Source organism: Bacillus sp. XB1, from assembly GCF_053557995.1.
This window is the reverse complement of record NZ_JBNRIL010000004.1, coordinates 170,673-188,348: the sequence shown is the minus strand read 5'-3', so window position 1 is coordinate 188,348 and position 17,676 is coordinate 170,673. Positions and strand designations below refer to the sequence as shown.

Genomic DNA, 17,676 nt, shown 5'->3' with positions numbered 1-17,676 from the left:
GCAAAAATAAAGCTCCTTCCATACGTGGAAGGAGCTTTCCTTTTATATAACATAAAAGCACACTGAGTCCAATAAACTATCGAACTCAGTGTGCTTTTCGTCTAAAAAATTATTGTTTTCTTCTTCTACCTAATACGAATAATACTCCGCCAACTAAGAATGAAATTCCCGCACCAACTGACATCATCCATGAATGTGCTGCCCCTGTTTTCGGTAATTCTTTTTCTACTTTTGCTTGCGGTTCTTTAATTAACTTTTCCAGTCTTACTTCCGGTTTCACTTCTGGTTTCTTCAGATCTTTCGGTTCCTCCGGTTTCACTTCTGGTTCCTTCGGCTCTTTCGGATCCTCCGGTTTCACTTCTGGTTCTTTTGGTTCTTTTGGTTCTTTCGGATCCTCCGGTTTCACTTCTGGTTCCTTCGGCTCTTTCGGATCCTCCGGTTTCACTTCTGGTTCTTTTGGTTCTTTCGGATCCTCCGGTTTCACTTCTGGTTCTTTTGATTCTTTCGGTTCCTCCGGTTTCACTTCTGGTTCCTTCGGTTCTTTCGGCTCTTCCGGCTTCACTTCTGGTTCCTTCGGTTCTTTCGGCTCTTCCGGTTTCACTTCTGGTTCTTTCGGCTCTTCCGGCTTCACTTCTGGTTCTTTCGGTTCTTTCGGTTCCTCCGGTTTCACTTCTGGTTCCTTCGGCTCTTTCGGCTCTTCCGGCTTCACTTCTGGTTCCTTCGGTTCTTTCGGCTCTTCCGGCTTCACTTCTGGTTCCTTTGGCTCTTCCGGCTTCACTTCTGGTTCCTTCGGTTCTTTCGGCTCTTCCGGCTTCACTTCTGGTTCCTTCGGTTCTTTCGGCTCTTCTGGTATCTTAAGATCTTCTTTTGTTTTCGGTAAAATTGTAACTGTAGGCTCAAGTGGTGGATTTATTTTATCGTCCACTACCGCTCTATTTGTTATCCCTTTACTTGGTGCTGCTTTTACCTTCACTTTAAAAATAATACTACGTTCTTTCGTATCTGTAATTTCTAGATACTTTGCTATTACTTTTCCAAACTCCATTTTTAACTCTATTGGATTTGGTTCAGCCCCTTCAAATCTAATGCTATCTTGCACGTACTCTAAACCGGCTGGAATTTCATCTTCTACCTTTACCTCTGCTAGTTTGCCGTTTTCTACCGTATTTTTGAAACTAATTCGGTATTCTACTTCTTCTCCTAGCTTCGGTTCTTTATTATTTACTGTCTTCGTCGCTTTTAACTTACCATCTTTATATTCTGGCTTTATTGTCGCTGTCGGTTCCATAACTGGATGATCTGGATCATCTACATGAATGATCGCTTTATTTGTTATTTCCTCTCCAACTTTTACTGATTCTTTTACCTTTACTTTAAAGATGATACTTCTTTCTTTCGTATCCGTAATTTCTGGATACTTCACTGTTACTTTTCCATTCTCGACTTTAAGTTCTGTTGGCACAGGCTTATCACCTACGGCCTCCAGACTTTCTTTCACATACTCTAAACCAGACGGAATTTCATCTTCAATCTTTACATCAACTAACTTCCCGCCATCTACTGTGCCGTTAAAAGTAATTCGATATTCGATTTCTTCCCCTAGCTTTGGTTCATGGTTACTTACTTCTTTCCTTGCCTCTAGTTTCCCATCTTTATATTGAGGTGTAATTGGTATAAGTGACTCAACTGGTGGATTTGTCGGATTATTATCATCCACAACCGCCTTGTTTATAATTTCTTTTCCTACTTGTACCGTTTCTTGTACTTTCACTTTAAAGATGATACTTCTTTTTTTCGTATCCGTAATTTCTGGATACTTTGCTGTTACTTTTCCATTCTCAACTTTAAGTTCTACTGGATTTGGTTCCGGCCCATCAGACTTTATACTATCCTGTACGTATTCTAAACCAGCTGGAATTTCGTCCTCTACTTTTACCTCAGTTAGTTTGCCGTTTTCTACTGTATTTTCAAAACTAATTCGATATTCTACTTCTTCTCCTAACTTCGGTTCATGGTTACTCACTGTCTTTTCAGCTTGTAATACACCCTCTTTATGTTGAGGTTGTATCGCGACATTCGGTTTCTCTGGTGGATTTATAGTATCTTCCACAACCGCCGTATTCACAATCGCTTCGCCAATTTTAGCTTTTTCTTTCACTTTTGCTTTAAAGACGATACTTCTTTCTTTCGTATCCGTAATTTCTGGATATTCTGCGAGTACTATGCCGTTTTTCACTTTTACATGCAACGGTTTTGGATTATCCCCCTCAGCTCTTTCGCTACCTTCTACAAACTCTAAACTGTTTGGTAATTCATCCTTAATTTTCACCTTCGCTAATTTTCCGTGCTCAACTACGTTACGGAACGTAATTCGATACTCTACTTCTTCTCCTAATTTTGGAGCTGGGTTATTTACTGTTTTCTCAGCTTTTATTTTTCCATTCTTATACTCCGGTGTAATAATCGCTTCTGGTTTTTGCGGAGGATTCTTCGGATTATCATCATCCACAATTGCCGTATTCACGATTTTCTTCCCGACTTTTACTGCTTCTGTTACTTTTACCTTAAATATAATGCTACGCTCAGCTGTATCAGTAATATTTTCATACTTCGCTGTAATTTTTCCAGCTTCTTCTTTTAACTCTACCGGATTTGGTTCATTACCTTCTGCTTTTAAACTATCCTTCACATACTCTAATCCATTTGGTAGTTGATCCTCAATTTTCACTTCTGCTAGTTTTCCATTTTCTACCGTATTTTTAAAACTAATTCGGTACTCTACTTCTTCTCCTAGCTTTGGATCTTTTTTACTTACCTTTTTATTAGCTTTAAATTTACCATCTTTATGCTGCGGTGTAATATCTACTTCTGGTCGCTCTGGTGGATTTTTTGTATCATCAACAATTGCTTTATTTACAATTGCCTTGTCCACTTCAACGGAATCTTTCACCTTCACTTTAAAGATAATGCTTCTTTCTTTCATGTCAGTGATATTTTCATACTTCGCACTAACCTTACCAGCTTCTTCTTTCAACTCTACTGGGGCCGGCTTATCACCTTCTGCTTTTAGACTATCTTTCACATACTCTAAACCAAACGGAATTTCATCCTCAATTTTCACCTCTGCCAGTTTTCCATCTTTCACCGTATTATTAAATGAAATTCGATATTCGATTTCTTCACCTAGCTTCGGTTTATGATTATTCACCTTTTTATGAGCAGCAATTTTACCATCTTTATATTGTGGTGTAATTTTTGCTGTCGGATCAATTACTGGATGGTTCGGATCATCAACATGGATAATCGCTTTATTTGTAATGTCCTTCCCTATTGTAATCGAATCTTTTACCTTCACTTTAAAGACAATACTTCTTTCTTGCGTATCCATAATCTCTGAATACTTTGCCATTACCTTACCATTTTCTACTTTCAACTCCACTGGTTTTGGCTCTTCACCTTCAGCTTTTTCGCTTCCTTCTACAAACTCTAATCCAGCTGGAATTTTATCTTCTATTTTTACCTCTGCTAGTTTTCCATCTTTCACCGTGTTATTAAAAATAATTCGATATTCGATTTCCTCACCTAACTTCGGTTCATGGTTACTTACTTCTTTTCTTGCCTCAATTTTCCCATCTTTATATTGTGGTGTAATCGGTACATAAGGCTCTTCGGGCAGATTCTTTGTATCATCTACAATTGCCTCATTTACGATTTCTTCTCCCACTTTTACGCTTTCTTTTACCTTCGCTTTAAAGACAATGCTTCTTTCCTCTGTATCTGTAATTTCTGGATACTTTGCCATTACCTTATTATTTTTCACATGTAGCTCTACTGGTTTCGGTTTAGAACCTTCTGCCGTGATACTGCCTTCCACATACTCTAAACCATTTGGTAATACATCCTTTATATTTACCTCTGCTAGTTTTCCGTTTTCTACCGTGTTTTTAAAACTAATTCGGTATTCTACTTCTTCTCCTAGTTTCGGTTTATGATTATTCGCCACTTTCTGCGCAGCAATTTTACCATCTTTATATTGCGGAGTAATTTCCACATGAGGCTCTTCGGGCTCATTTTTTGTATCTACTACGATTGCTTTATTAACAATCTCCTTGCCTATTTCTGCCTCTTCTTTTACTCTCACTTTAAAGATAATACTTCTTTCTTTTGTATCCGTAATTTCTAGATACTTTGCCATTACCTTACCGTTTTCAAATTTCAATTCTACCGGACTAGGCTTAGATCCTTCTGCTTGTAAACTGTTTTCTACATACTCTAATCCAGCTGGAATTTCATCTTCTACTTTAACCTCTACTAGTTTTCCGTTTTCTACCGTATTTTTAAAACTAATTCGGTATTCTATTTCTTCTCCTAATTTCGGTTTTTTATTGTTTACAAATTTCTCTGCTTTAAGCTTACCGTCTTTATATTCTGGCATAATTGTTACTTCTGAAGTTGTTGGATCTTTTGTATCATCAACAACTACTTTATTGACAAGGCCTTCACCAACTTTAAATTCTTCTTTTACTTTCGCTTTAAAGACGATACTTCTTTCTTCTGTATCCGTAATCTCTGGATATTTGGCGATTACTTTTCCATTTTTCACTTTCAGTTCTACTGGATCCGGCTTAGTACCTTCCGCTCGTAAACTATCTTTCACATACTCTAATCCATTTGGTAAATTGTCTTCTATTTTTACCTCTGCTAGCTTTCCGTTTTCTACCGTGTTTTTAAAACTAATTCGGTATTCTACTTCTTCTCCTAACTTCGGCGTTTCATTATTTACCGTCTTCTTCGCTTCCACTTTTCCGTCTTTATGCTGCGTAGTAATTTCTGCCGTCGGTGTTTCTGGTTCATTTTTCGTATCATCAACAATTGCTTTGTTAACGATTTTTTTACCGACTTTCACTTCTTCCTTTACTTTCACTTTAAAAGTGATACTTCTTTCTTCTGTGTCCGTAATCTCTGGATACTTCGCCATTACCTTACCATTTTCCATTTTCAATTCTACTGGATCCGGCTTAGTACCTTCTGCTTTCACACTGTTTTCTACATACTCTAAACCTTCTGGTAAAGTATCTTCTATTTTTACCTCTGCTAGTTTTCCGTCTTCTACCGTGTTTTTAAAACTAATTCGGTATTCTACTTCTTCTCCTAACTTCGGCGTTTCATTATTTACCGTCTTCTTCGCCTTCACTTTTCCGTCTTTATGTTGCGGAATAATTTCTGCTGTCGGTGTTTCTGGCGGATGTTTCGTATCGCTCACAATCGCTTCATTAACAATTGAATCGCTCACTTTACCTTTTACTTTCACTTTAAAGGTAATACTTCTCTCTTTTGTATCTGTAATCTCAGGATACTTTGCCATTACCTTACCGTTTTCAAATTTTAATTCCACTGGATCTGGCTTAGAACCTTCTACTTTTAAACTATCTTTCACATACTCTAATCCATTTGGTAAATCATCTTCTATTTTTACCTCTGTTAGCTTTCCATTTTCTACCGTATTTTTAAAGCTAATTCGGTATTCCACTTCTTCTCCTAACTTCGGCGTTTCATTATTTACTATCTTTTTTGCTTCAAGTTTTCCATCTTTATACTGAGGAGTAATTTCCGCTGTCGGATTAACTGGCTTATTTTGCGAATCATCAATAGTTGCTTTATTAATGATTTTTTTACCGACTTTTACTTCTTCTTTTACTTTCACTTTAAAAACGATACTTCTTTCTTCTGTATCCGTAATTTCTGGATATTTTGCCATTACTTTACCGTTTTCAAATTTCAGCTCTACTGAATCTATTCCGGCACCTTCTGCTTTCAAACTATTTTCTACATACTCTAAACCTTCTGGTAAAGTATCCTCTACTGTCACGTCTGTTAGCTTTCCGTTCTTTACCGTATTTTTCATACTAATTCGGTATTCTACTTCTTCTCCTAACTTCGGTGTTTCATTATTTACGATTTTCTTCGCTTTAATTTTTCCATCTTTGTGTAATGGTGTAATTTTCGCTTCTGGTTCTTTCGGATCTTTCATATCATCAACAATTGCCTTATTGATGATTTCCTTCCCCACTTCCGCTTCTTCCTTCACCTTTACCTTAAAGACAATACTTCTTTCTTTCATATCCGTAATATTGTCGTATTCAGCAATAACTTTTCCATCTTTCACACTTAACTTTAATGGAGCTGGTTTATCACCTTCAGCCTTTTCACTGCCTTTTACATACTCTAAACCGTTAGGAATTGTATCCTCTATTATTACCTTTTCTAGTTTTCCGTTTTCTACCGTGTTCTTAAAGCTAATTCGGTATTCTACTTCTTCTCCTAGTTTTGGTGATGGATTATCTACTGTCTTCTTCGAATCAATTATTCCATCCTTATGTTGCGGAGTAATTCTTTCCTCCGGTTCAATCGGTGGATTTTTCGTATCATCAACAATTGCTTTATTGACAATCTCTTTATCTACTTTTACTTCTTCCTTCACCTTTACTTTAAAGACGATACTTCTTTCTTTCATATCCATAATATCGATATACTTAGCTTTGACTATCCCATTTTCAACAGCTAATTCTACTGGTCCAGGTGCTTCTCCTTCGGCCTTGATGCTATTTTCTACATATTCAAGACCTTTTGGAATTGTATCTTCCACTCGCACCGTTTCTAGTTTTCCGTTCTCAACCGTATTATGAAAACTAATGCGGTACTCGATTTCTTCACCTAACTTCGGCTTCTTATTATTAACTACCTTTGTAGCAGCAATTTCACCTTTTTTACTTTGCGGTGTAATAACAACCTTCGATTCAACAGGCTCATTTTTCGGATCTTTTGCAATTGCTTTATTTACAATTGCCTCCCCTACCTTTGCCGAATCTTTTACTTTCACTTTAAAAACAATACTTCTTTTTTCTGTATCCATAATCTCTGGATACTTTGCCATTACTTTTCCATCTTCCACTTTTAGTTCTACTGGCTCTGGTTTTATACCTTCAGCTTTCAAACTATCTTTCACGTATTCAACACCTTTAGGTAGTGTATCTTCTACTAACACCGTTTCTAGTTTTCCGTTTTCTACCGTATTATAAAATGTAATTCGGTATTCCACTTCTTCTCCTAGTTTTGGTGTTTGATTCGTTACGTTTTTTTCTACATCCACTTTACCGTATTTATAATCCGGCGTAATCTTTTCTTCTGGATGCTCAGACTGTCCATTTGGCTCACTCACAACCGCTTTATTAACAATCGTTTCTCCCGCTTTTGCCTCTTCTTTTACTTTCACTTTAAAGGCGATGCTTCGCTCTTTTGTATCCGTAATTTCTGGATATTTTGCGATTACCTTACCATTCTCTACTTTTAACTCTACTGGATTTGGTTCAGTACCTTCAGCTCTCTCACTGCCTTGAACAAATTCTAAGTTAGCTGGAATTTCATCTTCTATTGTAATTGCATCTAGTTTTCCGTTTTCCACCGTATTTTTAAAGCTAATTTGATATTCAAATTCTTCTCCTAGCTTCGGCTTCTTATTTGTTGCTTTTTTCTTTGCATCAATTTTACCGGCCTTATGCTGTGGTGTAATCTTCTCTTCTAGATCCTTTGGTGGATTTGTTTTATCACTAACGGTTGCTTTGTTAACAATTTCTTCACCAATTTTTGCAGTTTCTTTTACTTTTGTTTTAAAGACGATACTTCTTTCTTCCATATCCATAATTTCTGGATACTTTGCAATTACTTTGCCATTTTCAAACTTCAGCTCTACTGGCTCTGGTTTTACACCTTCGGCTTTCAAACTATCTTTCACGTATTCAAGACTACTTGGTAATTCGTCTTCAATCGTCAATACATCTAGACGTCCATCTTTTATCTTATTTTTAAATGTAATACGATACTCTACCTCATCACCTAACTTCGGTGTTTTATTAGAAGCTATTTTTCTCGCCTCTATTTCCCCTGGAACTTCTTTTGGGGTAGTAACCGTAACATTTGCATCGTCCTCAGTTTCATACTTTATCTCGGCACTATCTTGTCCCTTTACAACAACGACATTTTTTACTGTTGTATCTGATTGTACAGAATCTTTCACTTTTACTTTGAATGTAATAACGGTACTTTCACCCGGCTTTAAAACACCACCGTTTTTAGCATCTGCACCCTCACCAACACGGAAATCAATTTGATTATTTACAAACTCTGCTTCATCATCGCTTGCATTATCTGTTTTATTTCCTTTATTACTTCCAGAAACATATTGAATAGACCCTGGAACATACTCTAAACGATCATCTAATTTATCAAAACCTTTTACATTTGATACCGGCGCTTGGTTATTTTTCGTATCATTTTTCACTTCAATTTGATACGTAAACTCTTCACCAGCTTTAACGTCCTTAATTTCTTTTCCGGCACTATCTAATGCCTTTTTATCAACTTGTAAGTTTGGAGCATTATGTTCTGTAACGAATGTAGCGTTATTTAATACGTAAATATCACCGCCACCACCATATGCTCTAAAACGCATTTTTCCTTCTTTCAAATCATTCTTTACTTGAGTGGGTCCTTCAAGGTGATACGTATGAATATCTGTACTGAAAGAATTTGTCCAATCTGGATTATATCCTGGGTATTTTTTCGTAACAAATTCGTTAGTGCCATCTACTTGTACTTCTGTCATAGATGAGTCATTAACATCATTATCTTTACCTTTAATATTTTTAAACTTTTGATACCCTAACCCAAAATCATACTCTCCATAATCATAGGCATATCCATCATTATCAGCTGGATCACCTTGCGATGAAAAATAACTAAATTTCGCCTTAAAAGCGCCTTCTTTTGGTGTGTTTATTTTATTAACACTAATATCTGTCCAGGCTGTACTTTTTTGAGAGACTAGCCCTTCCCAAATCTTCATGTCTTTTACTGTTTCTTTATAGTTTTCATAAACTAATATAAGGTTCCAGTTACCCCAGTAATAGCCACTACCTTTTTCAAATTTAATTTGTGGCACATTTGCAACTGTCACCGTTTGAGAAATACCTTGCTGTGCAATTACATTTGTTACATCTGCATACGCTACGTACCCTGCACCACTGCCATAGTGATTTGCAATATACGGTAAATAATCCGCTTTTCGTATACTATCAGCACTTATTTCAGCGTATTGCTTATTTCCCATCTTCATTTTAACGGGTTCTCTTACATCTTCATCGCTAACTCTATAATCTGTCCTTGCATCACTTGGAGTCCCCATAGCTGCTGTCCAAAATAAATATGCCTTTTTCACTTTACTTCCAGCAGGAATGTTAGGAAATGCACCTGTTGATGAATTAAATGTAGTATCATCATTATCAACATCTACAGCTTTTTTATTGGTTTTGCCACCAACACTTTGCCTAGTATAATGATTATCTGTCAAACCAAGCGTCACATTACCAGTCTGTACTAAATTACCAGGAGCAATTGTAGAATACAACGGGTCTCCAAATCCTTGTTTATCTCCTGTTTGGATTTGAACCTTCGAAGCATTTTCTGATGCAGCTTGTACTTCTGCATCACTCTGCTTTACTGCTAAAGGTGATTGCTTTTTCTCTTTTTCTAGTTGCTTCTCAGCCTCAGGTTGTTTTATCTTCTCTATTTCTGGTTTTTGTGCAGATGTATTTTTATCTTCTACAGATACTTTTAATTTTCCATCCACTTCTTTAGTTTTTGAATCAGTTGTTGATCCGATAGCTTTCTTACTACTGTCAGCCTCATCATCGGTATTAGCTTCTAACTTCTCTTCAGAAGGAAGCCCTTCAACATCTACAGACATGTTTCCTATTTGTAGTTGATCCTTTTGCACACTAATTTTTTGCTTATACTCTTTATTAAAATGTTGCGCACGACGAGCTTTTATTAATACAGTCATTTTTTCATGTGATTTTAAATCTTGAATTTTAAGATTAGAAGAAAGAACCTTTCCTCCATTATCTTTTTCCTCTACATAGAAATCCGCTACCTTATTTTCAAGTAACTTCTCTCCGTTTACTTTCACAGATTGCGAAAGAAACTCAATTCCATTGTCATTATTTTGTTTAATTACTAATTCTCGGATTGGTGTATCTCCCGTATTTTCAATCTTATATTGAAATACGTGCTCCCTCTCCGCTACTTCTCCCTTATACATTTCAGCATTCACTTGATCTGCCTTAATTTTCACATCATTTCCTTGTAACTCATCCCAGCTTTTTTTATTTATCTCTGTAGCAAAAGCACTGGGCGAAGGCAATATGATGGATAGAAGAAGTGTGATCATTGTTACGACATTAAAACACTTCAATACTTGCTTCATATTTTCTACCTTTCTCCTTTCTATATACTTGCTATCCGCCTACTTCATTTCAGTAACCCTTTCATTTAGTAGCCGAATACATAGCAATATATATCCACTCGCAACAATCCGACCTACGAAAATGTATCGTTGAAATCCCAATGTCAACAATATAAATCTCATAGAATATTACTATTTTAATTTATCAAAAATAGCATATATACCGGACACTTATACAAACCTTTACCATACTTTTAATATAGTAAAAACACCGTGCTGTATAGGTTTATATAACAGTTAAAGGATACTTAAAAATTTTAACATACTCCTCATCCTATTTATACATACAATAGAAAATTTACCATTTTTTAGTTATTTTCAGTTTGTTTTTTATGATTAAAATTTTCTAAAAATAACAACCGTTACATGTAAAAATATGTTATATTAAAACAAGAACAAATGTTCTTTTTTAAAAAAAGGAGGAATTTTTTATGCTACACGAACCTATTATCGTAAAAAAAGAAGCTTTCCACGCAATCGGCGTTTCGGTTACGACGACTAATGAAAAAGAGGCATCTACTGAAGGAAACATTCCACAACTGTGGAACCGATACTTTCAAGAACAAATGATGCATCACATCCCAAATCAACAAACGAAAGAAACATTCGCTTTCTACTCAAACTACGAATCAGATGAAACCGGTACATATCAATTTACAATCGGTATGCCTGTTTCTTCATTAGAAGACGTTCCTGAAAATATGACAACTTTAACAATACCTGCCGCTACATATGCGGTATTTACAACAAGAAAAGGACCAGTTGCTGAAGTCGTTTGTGAAGCTTGGGAATATATTTGGAAATGGTCGAAAGAAAATAAACGTGCCTTCACAACAGACTTTGAGCTTTACGATGAAAGAGCTTTAGATCCAAACAACGTTCAATTGGATATTTATATTGCGTTAGCCTAAAAAAAGATGCCCATTCGGCATCTTTTTTTGTCGTTAAATAGCTACTGGGCAAATTCATTATTATTGTCTACAATGAGAAAGTGCAGTATAGAAATATTAGAAACTGTATAAAACGATTGTTAATAAGTTTTTTAGTTTAAATTCGTCACATAGAAAGGAAGCAATATGGAGGAACTACAACAAAATAAAACTGCTTTAGAAGGAAGCGGAAAACCGTTATTAAAAAATACGAATTTCCTTTTTCTTTGGGCAGCTACTCTTTTTTCAAGCTTTGCTTTAGCCTTTTTTACTTTTTCACAAACGTGGTACATAGCAAAAACATTAAACCTTGAAGCTTCACTCGGTGTTGTTTTCGTAGCTCTTAGTGTTCCAAGGCTTATTTTTATGATTGTCGGCGGCGCTGTAGCTGATAAATTCCCGAAAAAAAACATTATGTTTTACTCCAATATCATTCGAGCGATTCTTGTCGCAACCATTCTCACATGGTTCATTGTCGGTGATGTAACACTATATACATTTGCTTTATTCGCTTTATTCTTTGGACTTGCTGATGCTTTCTTCTGGTCAGCAGATGGATCTATCTTACCGGAATTGGTAGAAAAAAGCCGGTTAACACAAGCAAATTCGCTTACACAAATGACGAACCAAGCATCGGTCATCTTAGGCCCTGTACTTGGTGGTATTCTCATTAAATTTACGAACTATGAGACAATCTTTTCCATTACGATTTTATTACTGATTGTCGCTGCCATACTCGTTCAAAAAATACAATTTACGATGCCAGAACAAAAAGATACAGATAAAGGTATGTTCACTTCCATTAAAGAAGGAATCTTATATGTAAAGGAATCGCCATTCCTTTCAACTTTCCTTATTTGTAGCGCTTTTTTAAACTTATTTTTAATCGGCCCGATGCAAGTTGGTTTCCCGCTTTTTGTTAAAAACGTTCTGCATGGTGATTCGCTCCATTTTAGTTACTTAGAAGCATCTGTAGGCGGCGGAATGGCAATCGGTGCTATCATTGTAGGTTTAAAAAATATTAATCGTAGACGCGGTCTATTTTGTATTATCATGATGCTATTGTCTGGTGTATTCTTCTTAGCCATCAACTTTAGCACCGTACTTTGGCAAGCACTATTAGCCGGCATGTTTTATGGTATTACAATCGCAATGGCGATTGTACCGCTTATGGCAATGATTCAATCGACAGTAAAAGAAGAAATGATGGGACGCGTAATGAGTTTACTTATGCTATCATCAATGGGCTTTATCCCGCTCTCTTATGCATTCACATCACTTGCACTTGCAATGGGAATTCCAATCGTAACCGTTATGAAAAGTGGTGCAATAGCTGTTATCGTCTTCGTACTATTTGTAGCGATTCGTATTCCAGTTGTAAGGAAGTTCGATTAGCCACTTAGAGTCATGTATTATACGCATGACTCTTTTTTGAATGGATCAAATAGTGATATTCCCTTACTTCTCCTTAATGCTGCTCCCCATTCTAATCCAACCTCTAAAAATAAATCTCGCACTGTACTGTATAAAAGTGCCCCAATGTCTTTACGAATTTCCCCATATTTATATGCTCTTACAACACTTTTCACGCGCCAAATTAAATTTCCATACACTTCTTCGTCAGCTAATATTTGCTCTAGTAAAACACCTTGTTCTAGTAACCCACTCTTTTTATACGCAAGCTCGACCTTACTCCAAAATATATTAATTTTCTTCGGATTACTCGTCATCGGCACCAGTGCGTATATAAAAGGCTTCGGTATATCATGACGGCAATACGTCTCATCAAGCTCATACGTTCCTTTTCTTTTCTCTTTTATTTGTGAAATGTTTTTAGAAAGAATTGTTTTCCCAGCAATTTTTTGCTCATTTTTACTACAGCCAGTTGCATTATCCTCAGTTTTACAAGCGGACATTTTCATACGGTCATCCATGCGGTCAATCGCAGATGTAAGAAATACATATAAGTTCGCACTATACCCGCCGCGTTTATGCCTTTCTTTTGTTGCAACACGCTTTATAATTCCTAGTTCCTCTAACTTTGCAATTGAACGGCGTACTGTACGAATACTCTTTCCAACATTCGTCGCAATCGTCCCCATTAATGGACAAGCGACTCCTACTGTTTTTTGTTTCTCATTCACCGCATATTTTCCTAAAAAATGAATAATGATAGAATCAGTTTTATTCAATTGAAATCGGTAGCACTTCAAAACTTGTTTTTGATATGTATTAAACTCTTCTTTACTTCGAAATTCACTATATGGTTTCATTAAATTATATAAGCTTCCCATTTATATCACCTCATTTATAAGTAAGAGGCAGGAAGCGAAATTGGCGTGATAGTTAATATTTTTTAATTGAGATGAAAATATGATCGTAATTAGCGCTTGTTTAGGTGGGATTGCTTGCCGTTATGACGGGAATGACAATCTTGTTTCAAAAATAGAGGAGCTTCTGCAAAAAGAAGATACAGTCCTCATTTGCCCTGAAGTATTAGGAGGACTACCAACACCTCGTCCTTCCGCTGAAATTATTGGCGGGAATGGCGACGACGTTTTAGACGGAAAAGCGAAAGTGATAACAAAAAATGGTGAAGATGTCACAGCAGCTTTCGTAAATGGTGCTTATAAAGCATTAGAACAAATTAAAGATTTACACCCAGAATATATTATTTTAAAAGAACGCAGCCCATCTTGTGGTAGTTCTACGATTTACACTGGAGAATTTAACGGTAATAAGCAAACTGGTTTCGGAGTGACAACTGCTTTATTTAAAAGACACGGATTTAAAGTCATTTCAGAAGAAGAATTTGAAAACAAAAAAAGGAATTGACCCTGTTCGTCAATTCCTTTTTATCTGTCTTATTTCACACTTAGTTTTTCTTTCACTTTCGCTGGAAGCTCGTCTTTTTTCACTTCTTCCCAAGCTGTTACACCTTTTTTATCTGAGTGGTATACGCGTAGGAATGCTTCTTTACGAAGATTTTTTTGAGCTATGAATTCTAATTCTTTCTCTTTACCGTCTTTATCAAAGCCAGTCAGTTTATATTCATAATCTTTAAATTTCTGCCCATTACTATCTTTACTATCAAATTCTTTTCCATCTACTGTAATTTGAACATAATACTCATCTTTACCCATACGGTTTAAATCACAACCAACTAACAAACTTGCAAATACAACTAAAATACTAAATAGTGCAATGTATCTTTTCATTTCCTTCACCTCATATGTTTTTTCTTATATTCTTATCTTAAAGCCCGGAGCTTAAAGAAGAAATTCAAAAACATGACATGAACATTACACTTTTGTAAGATAATAATTATTTCTTCACTTTAGAAATTGTCATTCCATTAAGCTTCTGTATAACGTTTTTGTTTCTCACGCTCATCAGCTACACTACCGCCAATAACGTCTTTCACGCCAATTTCGCCACTTATCACGTAATTTCCTTATACCGTTTATTACGCCTTCTATTATGCCCTCAATTATAATCTCTATTACAAGATATCTCACTAAACTAATAATAGGTTTAATTACGTATCTCCCTATAAATTCAAGAATATCCTCCATCATATTTTCCTCCTTCTTTTAAAAGGAAGCTGCTACTCCTCCGCGTCCTTTTACGTCCAGTTACAATTGCTGCCCTACTGCGGTATATATCAACAAAGATAATACGACAACAACATCCACGATAACGCTATTGAATTTGGAAGAAACTTCGGTAAATACTAATACTGTAGTTAACATGGCTAAGAGAATTATTTTTTCACCTATATTCGGAGATGCTCCCAAAAACTTTATAAAATCAAAGACAACTTTACTACAATTCTTCCTGTAACTAATTTATTATCGTGGTAAACCGTCTTCCACTACATCCGTAACAGTTCCATTCGGTTCAAAGATTACACGTAATGATCCTTCTCCACCATAACCAGTATAGTCATATACTGAATATGATTTATATTTCTCAATTACATGTGGCTGTCCAATTGCAGCTTTTACCTGATTCGCGGCCATACCTTTTTTGATTTTCAAATAATGATTGTAACTTACTGCTGCCGAATTGTTATTTATATCTTTATACCACGGTACACGATCGTTTTTTTCTTCATATTCCTTTACAGGCTCTTCACTACGTTTCGTAAATACCTGATTCTCTTTATCTGTATCTTTATCTTCATCCTTTATAGCAGTACGTTCAATATTTACAACATAACCATATGTATTTAATTCAACCATAATTTCATATGTACCATCCGTATCTTTTTCAGTATAAAATACGCGTTTTTCATGGTTATTATAATGTTTTATGTTCTCACCACCATAGTCAATCGTATTAAGAATATCCGTATACGTCATACCTTCCTCAATCTTTTGAGATTCATCATGAGAAATATAACGCTTTTGTGATGATGGTGCATCCTCATTTTTAATACTTTCACGTTTGCTCGTAGTCATAGGTGTTTTCTTCTGATCTTTTAGTACTTCACCTTCCGCCTTCGCTGGTTGCTTTGCTCCTGCTTTTGTTAATACGTCTGTATCGCTAGAACAAGCTCCCAAAATCGATACTGTAGTCAACGCCATCCCTACTATAAGTACCCTCTTAAATGACTTCACTCTAATCCCCCCGGTGTTTTTTTATATCTAGTAATCAACGTATTTTAATTAATACGGAACTATTCAGTTCTATACAATTTGCTATAACCTTCTCCCTCATGCCCCTTTTTTGTATAAAGTGAAACTTTAATCAGCCCTCGCCAATCATCTTCGTTACAAATATTAACATTAAATATAATTAATAAATAGTATATTTTTGCTAATCATTTACATTTTTGCTAATCATTTACATTTTTGCTAATCATTTACATTTTTTCTACATAATCTTATCTTAAAATGAACAATATGAATCTCGAATTCACAGCATTAATCATATATACCATATATAATAACATTTAAATTAAAATCTAAAGTAACTTTACATGCATTTTCTGTTTTAACGCAAAAAGAAAAGGCCTTTCTAACGATTTTATTCCATCGCTAAAAAGGCCTTTTCTATTTTGGCTAAAAACTTAGCACTCTTCTGGCTTACCAGCATTCGATGCTGTACGGAAAGATGATCCACATCCGCATGATGCGATTGCGTTTGGATTGTCGATTGTAAATCCGCCGCCAAGCATAGATTGTTTATAGTCAATTTTTACTCCTTTAACAATTGGAGCACTTTCTGTATCGATAACAAATTCAACACCGAAAAACTCAAGAACTGTGTCGTCTTCTTTTGGTTCTACTTCAAATCCTAAGCCGTAAGAAAGACCGCTACATCCGCCGCCGTGTACAGCAAGGCGCACATACTTCTCTCCATCTTCAGCATCTTTTAACATATCTTTAATTTGAAAAGCTGCTTGTTCTGTTACTTCAATCATGAAATACACCTTCCTTTCTGTTCTTAGTCCATTATACATCTTTACACTTCTATCTTGTACTCATACACTCCGCGGCAAATTACTTCCGCAGGTCCTTTCATCAACACGTTTCCTTCTTCAGTCCACGCAATCATTAAATCGCCGCCAGCTAAATGGACTGTAATTTCCTTACCACGTTCCATCTTTCCATTTAAAATAGCAGCTACAACTGCAGCGCACGCTCCTGTTCCGCAAGCTTGCGTTACACCAGATCCACGTTCCCAAACGCGGAAGTTCATCTCGTCATTATTCAAAATTTCGATAAACTCAACATTTACTCGCTCTGGGAACATTTCATGTGTCTCGAGAACTGGTCCAAGTGTTGTAAGAGGTGCTTTTTCTACATCATCAACAAAAATAACCGCATGCGGATTTCCCATTGAAACAGCTGTAAATGCATAACGATGATTATTGTATAAGAAGTTTTCACGAATAAATGGTGTTTCACCTTCACCAAGCATCGGTATTTCTGCACGTGTTAGACGAGGTGCTCCCATATCGATTTTTGCTAATGTCACGACACCATCTTCTACTGTTACTTCAGCCGTTACAATACCAGCTAACGTTTCAATTGTGAAAACTGTTTCTTCTACTAGTTTATGCTCATACGCATATTTCGCTACGCAGCGTAAACCGTTACCACAGCTCTTTCCTTCAGAACCATCATTATTAAACATACGCATCTTCACCGGAGCTACGTCTGAAGGGCAAATTAAAATCATCCCGTCTGCTCCAATACCAGTATTAATATTTGAAACCTTTTCGGCCACAAGGGCTAAATCTTCTTCAGGAATTTGCTCTTCAAACATATTTACATATATATAACTATTGCCAAGACCATGCATTTTTGTAAAAGAAAATTGGCTCATTTATATTCACTCCAAAAATAATTTGTTATGTTAAGTATAAAATGCATGCTT

At 36.0% G+C, this 17,676-nt stretch carries 9 protein-coding genes and 1 pseudogene; 3 read left to right on the top strand and 7 right to left on the bottom strand.

The features are described from left to right. Positions 1-109: 109 nt before the first annotated feature. The gene (locus ACK1U5_RS23975) at positions 110-10,321 is read right to left on the bottom strand and encodes an isopeptide-forming domain-containing fimbrial protein (protein WP_448814841.1); all 10,212 of its coding nucleotides are present in this window, start codon (positions 10,319-10,321) and stop codon (positions 110-112) included. Positions 10,322-10,791: 470 nt separating this feature from the next. On the opposite strand from ACK1U5_RS23975, the gene ACK1U5_RS23970 reads away from it, so the two are divergent. Together ACK1U5_RS23970 and ACK1U5_RS23965 are read left to right on the top strand one after the other, a co-directional pair. After that, positions 10,792-11,271 carry a GyrI-like domain-containing protein gene (locus ACK1U5_RS23970; protein ID WP_000902159.1) on the top strand — a complete coding sequence of 160 codons (480 nt, stop codon included), beginning with the start codon at positions 10,792-10,794 and terminating at the stop codon, positions 11,269-11,271. A 165-nt stretch (positions 11,272-11,436) separates the two neighbouring features. Further along, complete coding sequence (locus ACK1U5_RS23965) at positions 11,437-12,684, top strand: MFS transporter (protein WP_113710573.1); 1,248 nt, start codon at positions 11,437-11,439, stop codon at positions 12,682-12,684. A gap of 17 nt (positions 12,685-12,701) precedes the next feature. Here the strand turns inward: ACK1U5_RS23965 and ACK1U5_RS23960 are convergent, their stop codons facing one another. Beyond that, complete coding sequence (locus ACK1U5_RS23960; RefSeq protein WP_000535262.1) at positions 12,702-13,583, bottom strand: helix-turn-helix domain-containing protein; 882 nt, start codon at positions 13,581-13,583, stop codon at positions 12,702-12,704. A gap of 79 nt (positions 13,584-13,662) precedes the next feature. On the opposite strand from ACK1U5_RS23960, the gene ACK1U5_RS23955 reads away from it, so the two are divergent. Then, a complete protein-coding gene (locus tag ACK1U5_RS23955; RefSeq protein ID WP_000635484.1) occupies positions 13,663-14,124 on the top strand; it encodes a DUF523 domain-containing protein in 462 nt (153 codons plus the stop codon). 29 nt (positions 14,125-14,153) lie between these two features. On the opposite strand, the gene ACK1U5_RS23950 is transcribed toward ACK1U5_RS23955, so the two are convergent. The 5 genes and pseudogenes from ACK1U5_RS23950 to dapF all read right to left on the bottom strand — a co-directional run bounded on the left by ACK1U5_RS23950 (position 14,154) and on the right by dapF (position 17,625). After that, positions 14,154-14,507 carry a YxeA family protein gene (locus ACK1U5_RS23950; RefSeq protein ID WP_000833146.1) on the bottom strand — a complete coding sequence of 118 codons (354 nt, stop codon included), beginning with the start codon at positions 14,505-14,507 and terminating at the stop codon, positions 14,154-14,156. 143 nt (positions 14,508-14,650) lie between these two features. Further along, positions 14,651-14,719 (bottom strand): annotated as a pseudogene (locus ACK1U5_RS23945) (methyltransferase); the annotation flags it as partial. Between the two features lie 421 nt (positions 14,720-15,140). Beyond that, on the bottom strand, positions 15,141-15,911 hold the full coding sequence (locus ACK1U5_RS23940) for a hypothetical protein (RefSeq protein ID WP_000834602.1): 771 nt from the start codon (positions 15,909-15,911) through the stop codon (positions 15,141-15,143). Positions 15,912-16,363: 452 nt separating this feature from the next. Continuing rightward, entirely contained in the window at positions 16,364-16,717 is a 354-nt protein-coding gene (locus ACK1U5_RS23935) for a HesB/IscA family protein (protein WP_000573825.1), read from the bottom strand. A 41-nt stretch (positions 16,718-16,758) separates the two neighbouring features. Continuing rightward, the gene (gene dapF, locus ACK1U5_RS23930; RefSeq protein WP_000077398.1) at positions 16,759-17,625 is read right to left on the bottom strand and encodes a diaminopimelate epimerase; all 867 of its coding nucleotides are present in this window, start codon (positions 17,623-17,625) and stop codon (positions 16,759-16,761) included. Between the last annotated feature and the right edge of the window lie 51 nt (positions 17,626-17,676).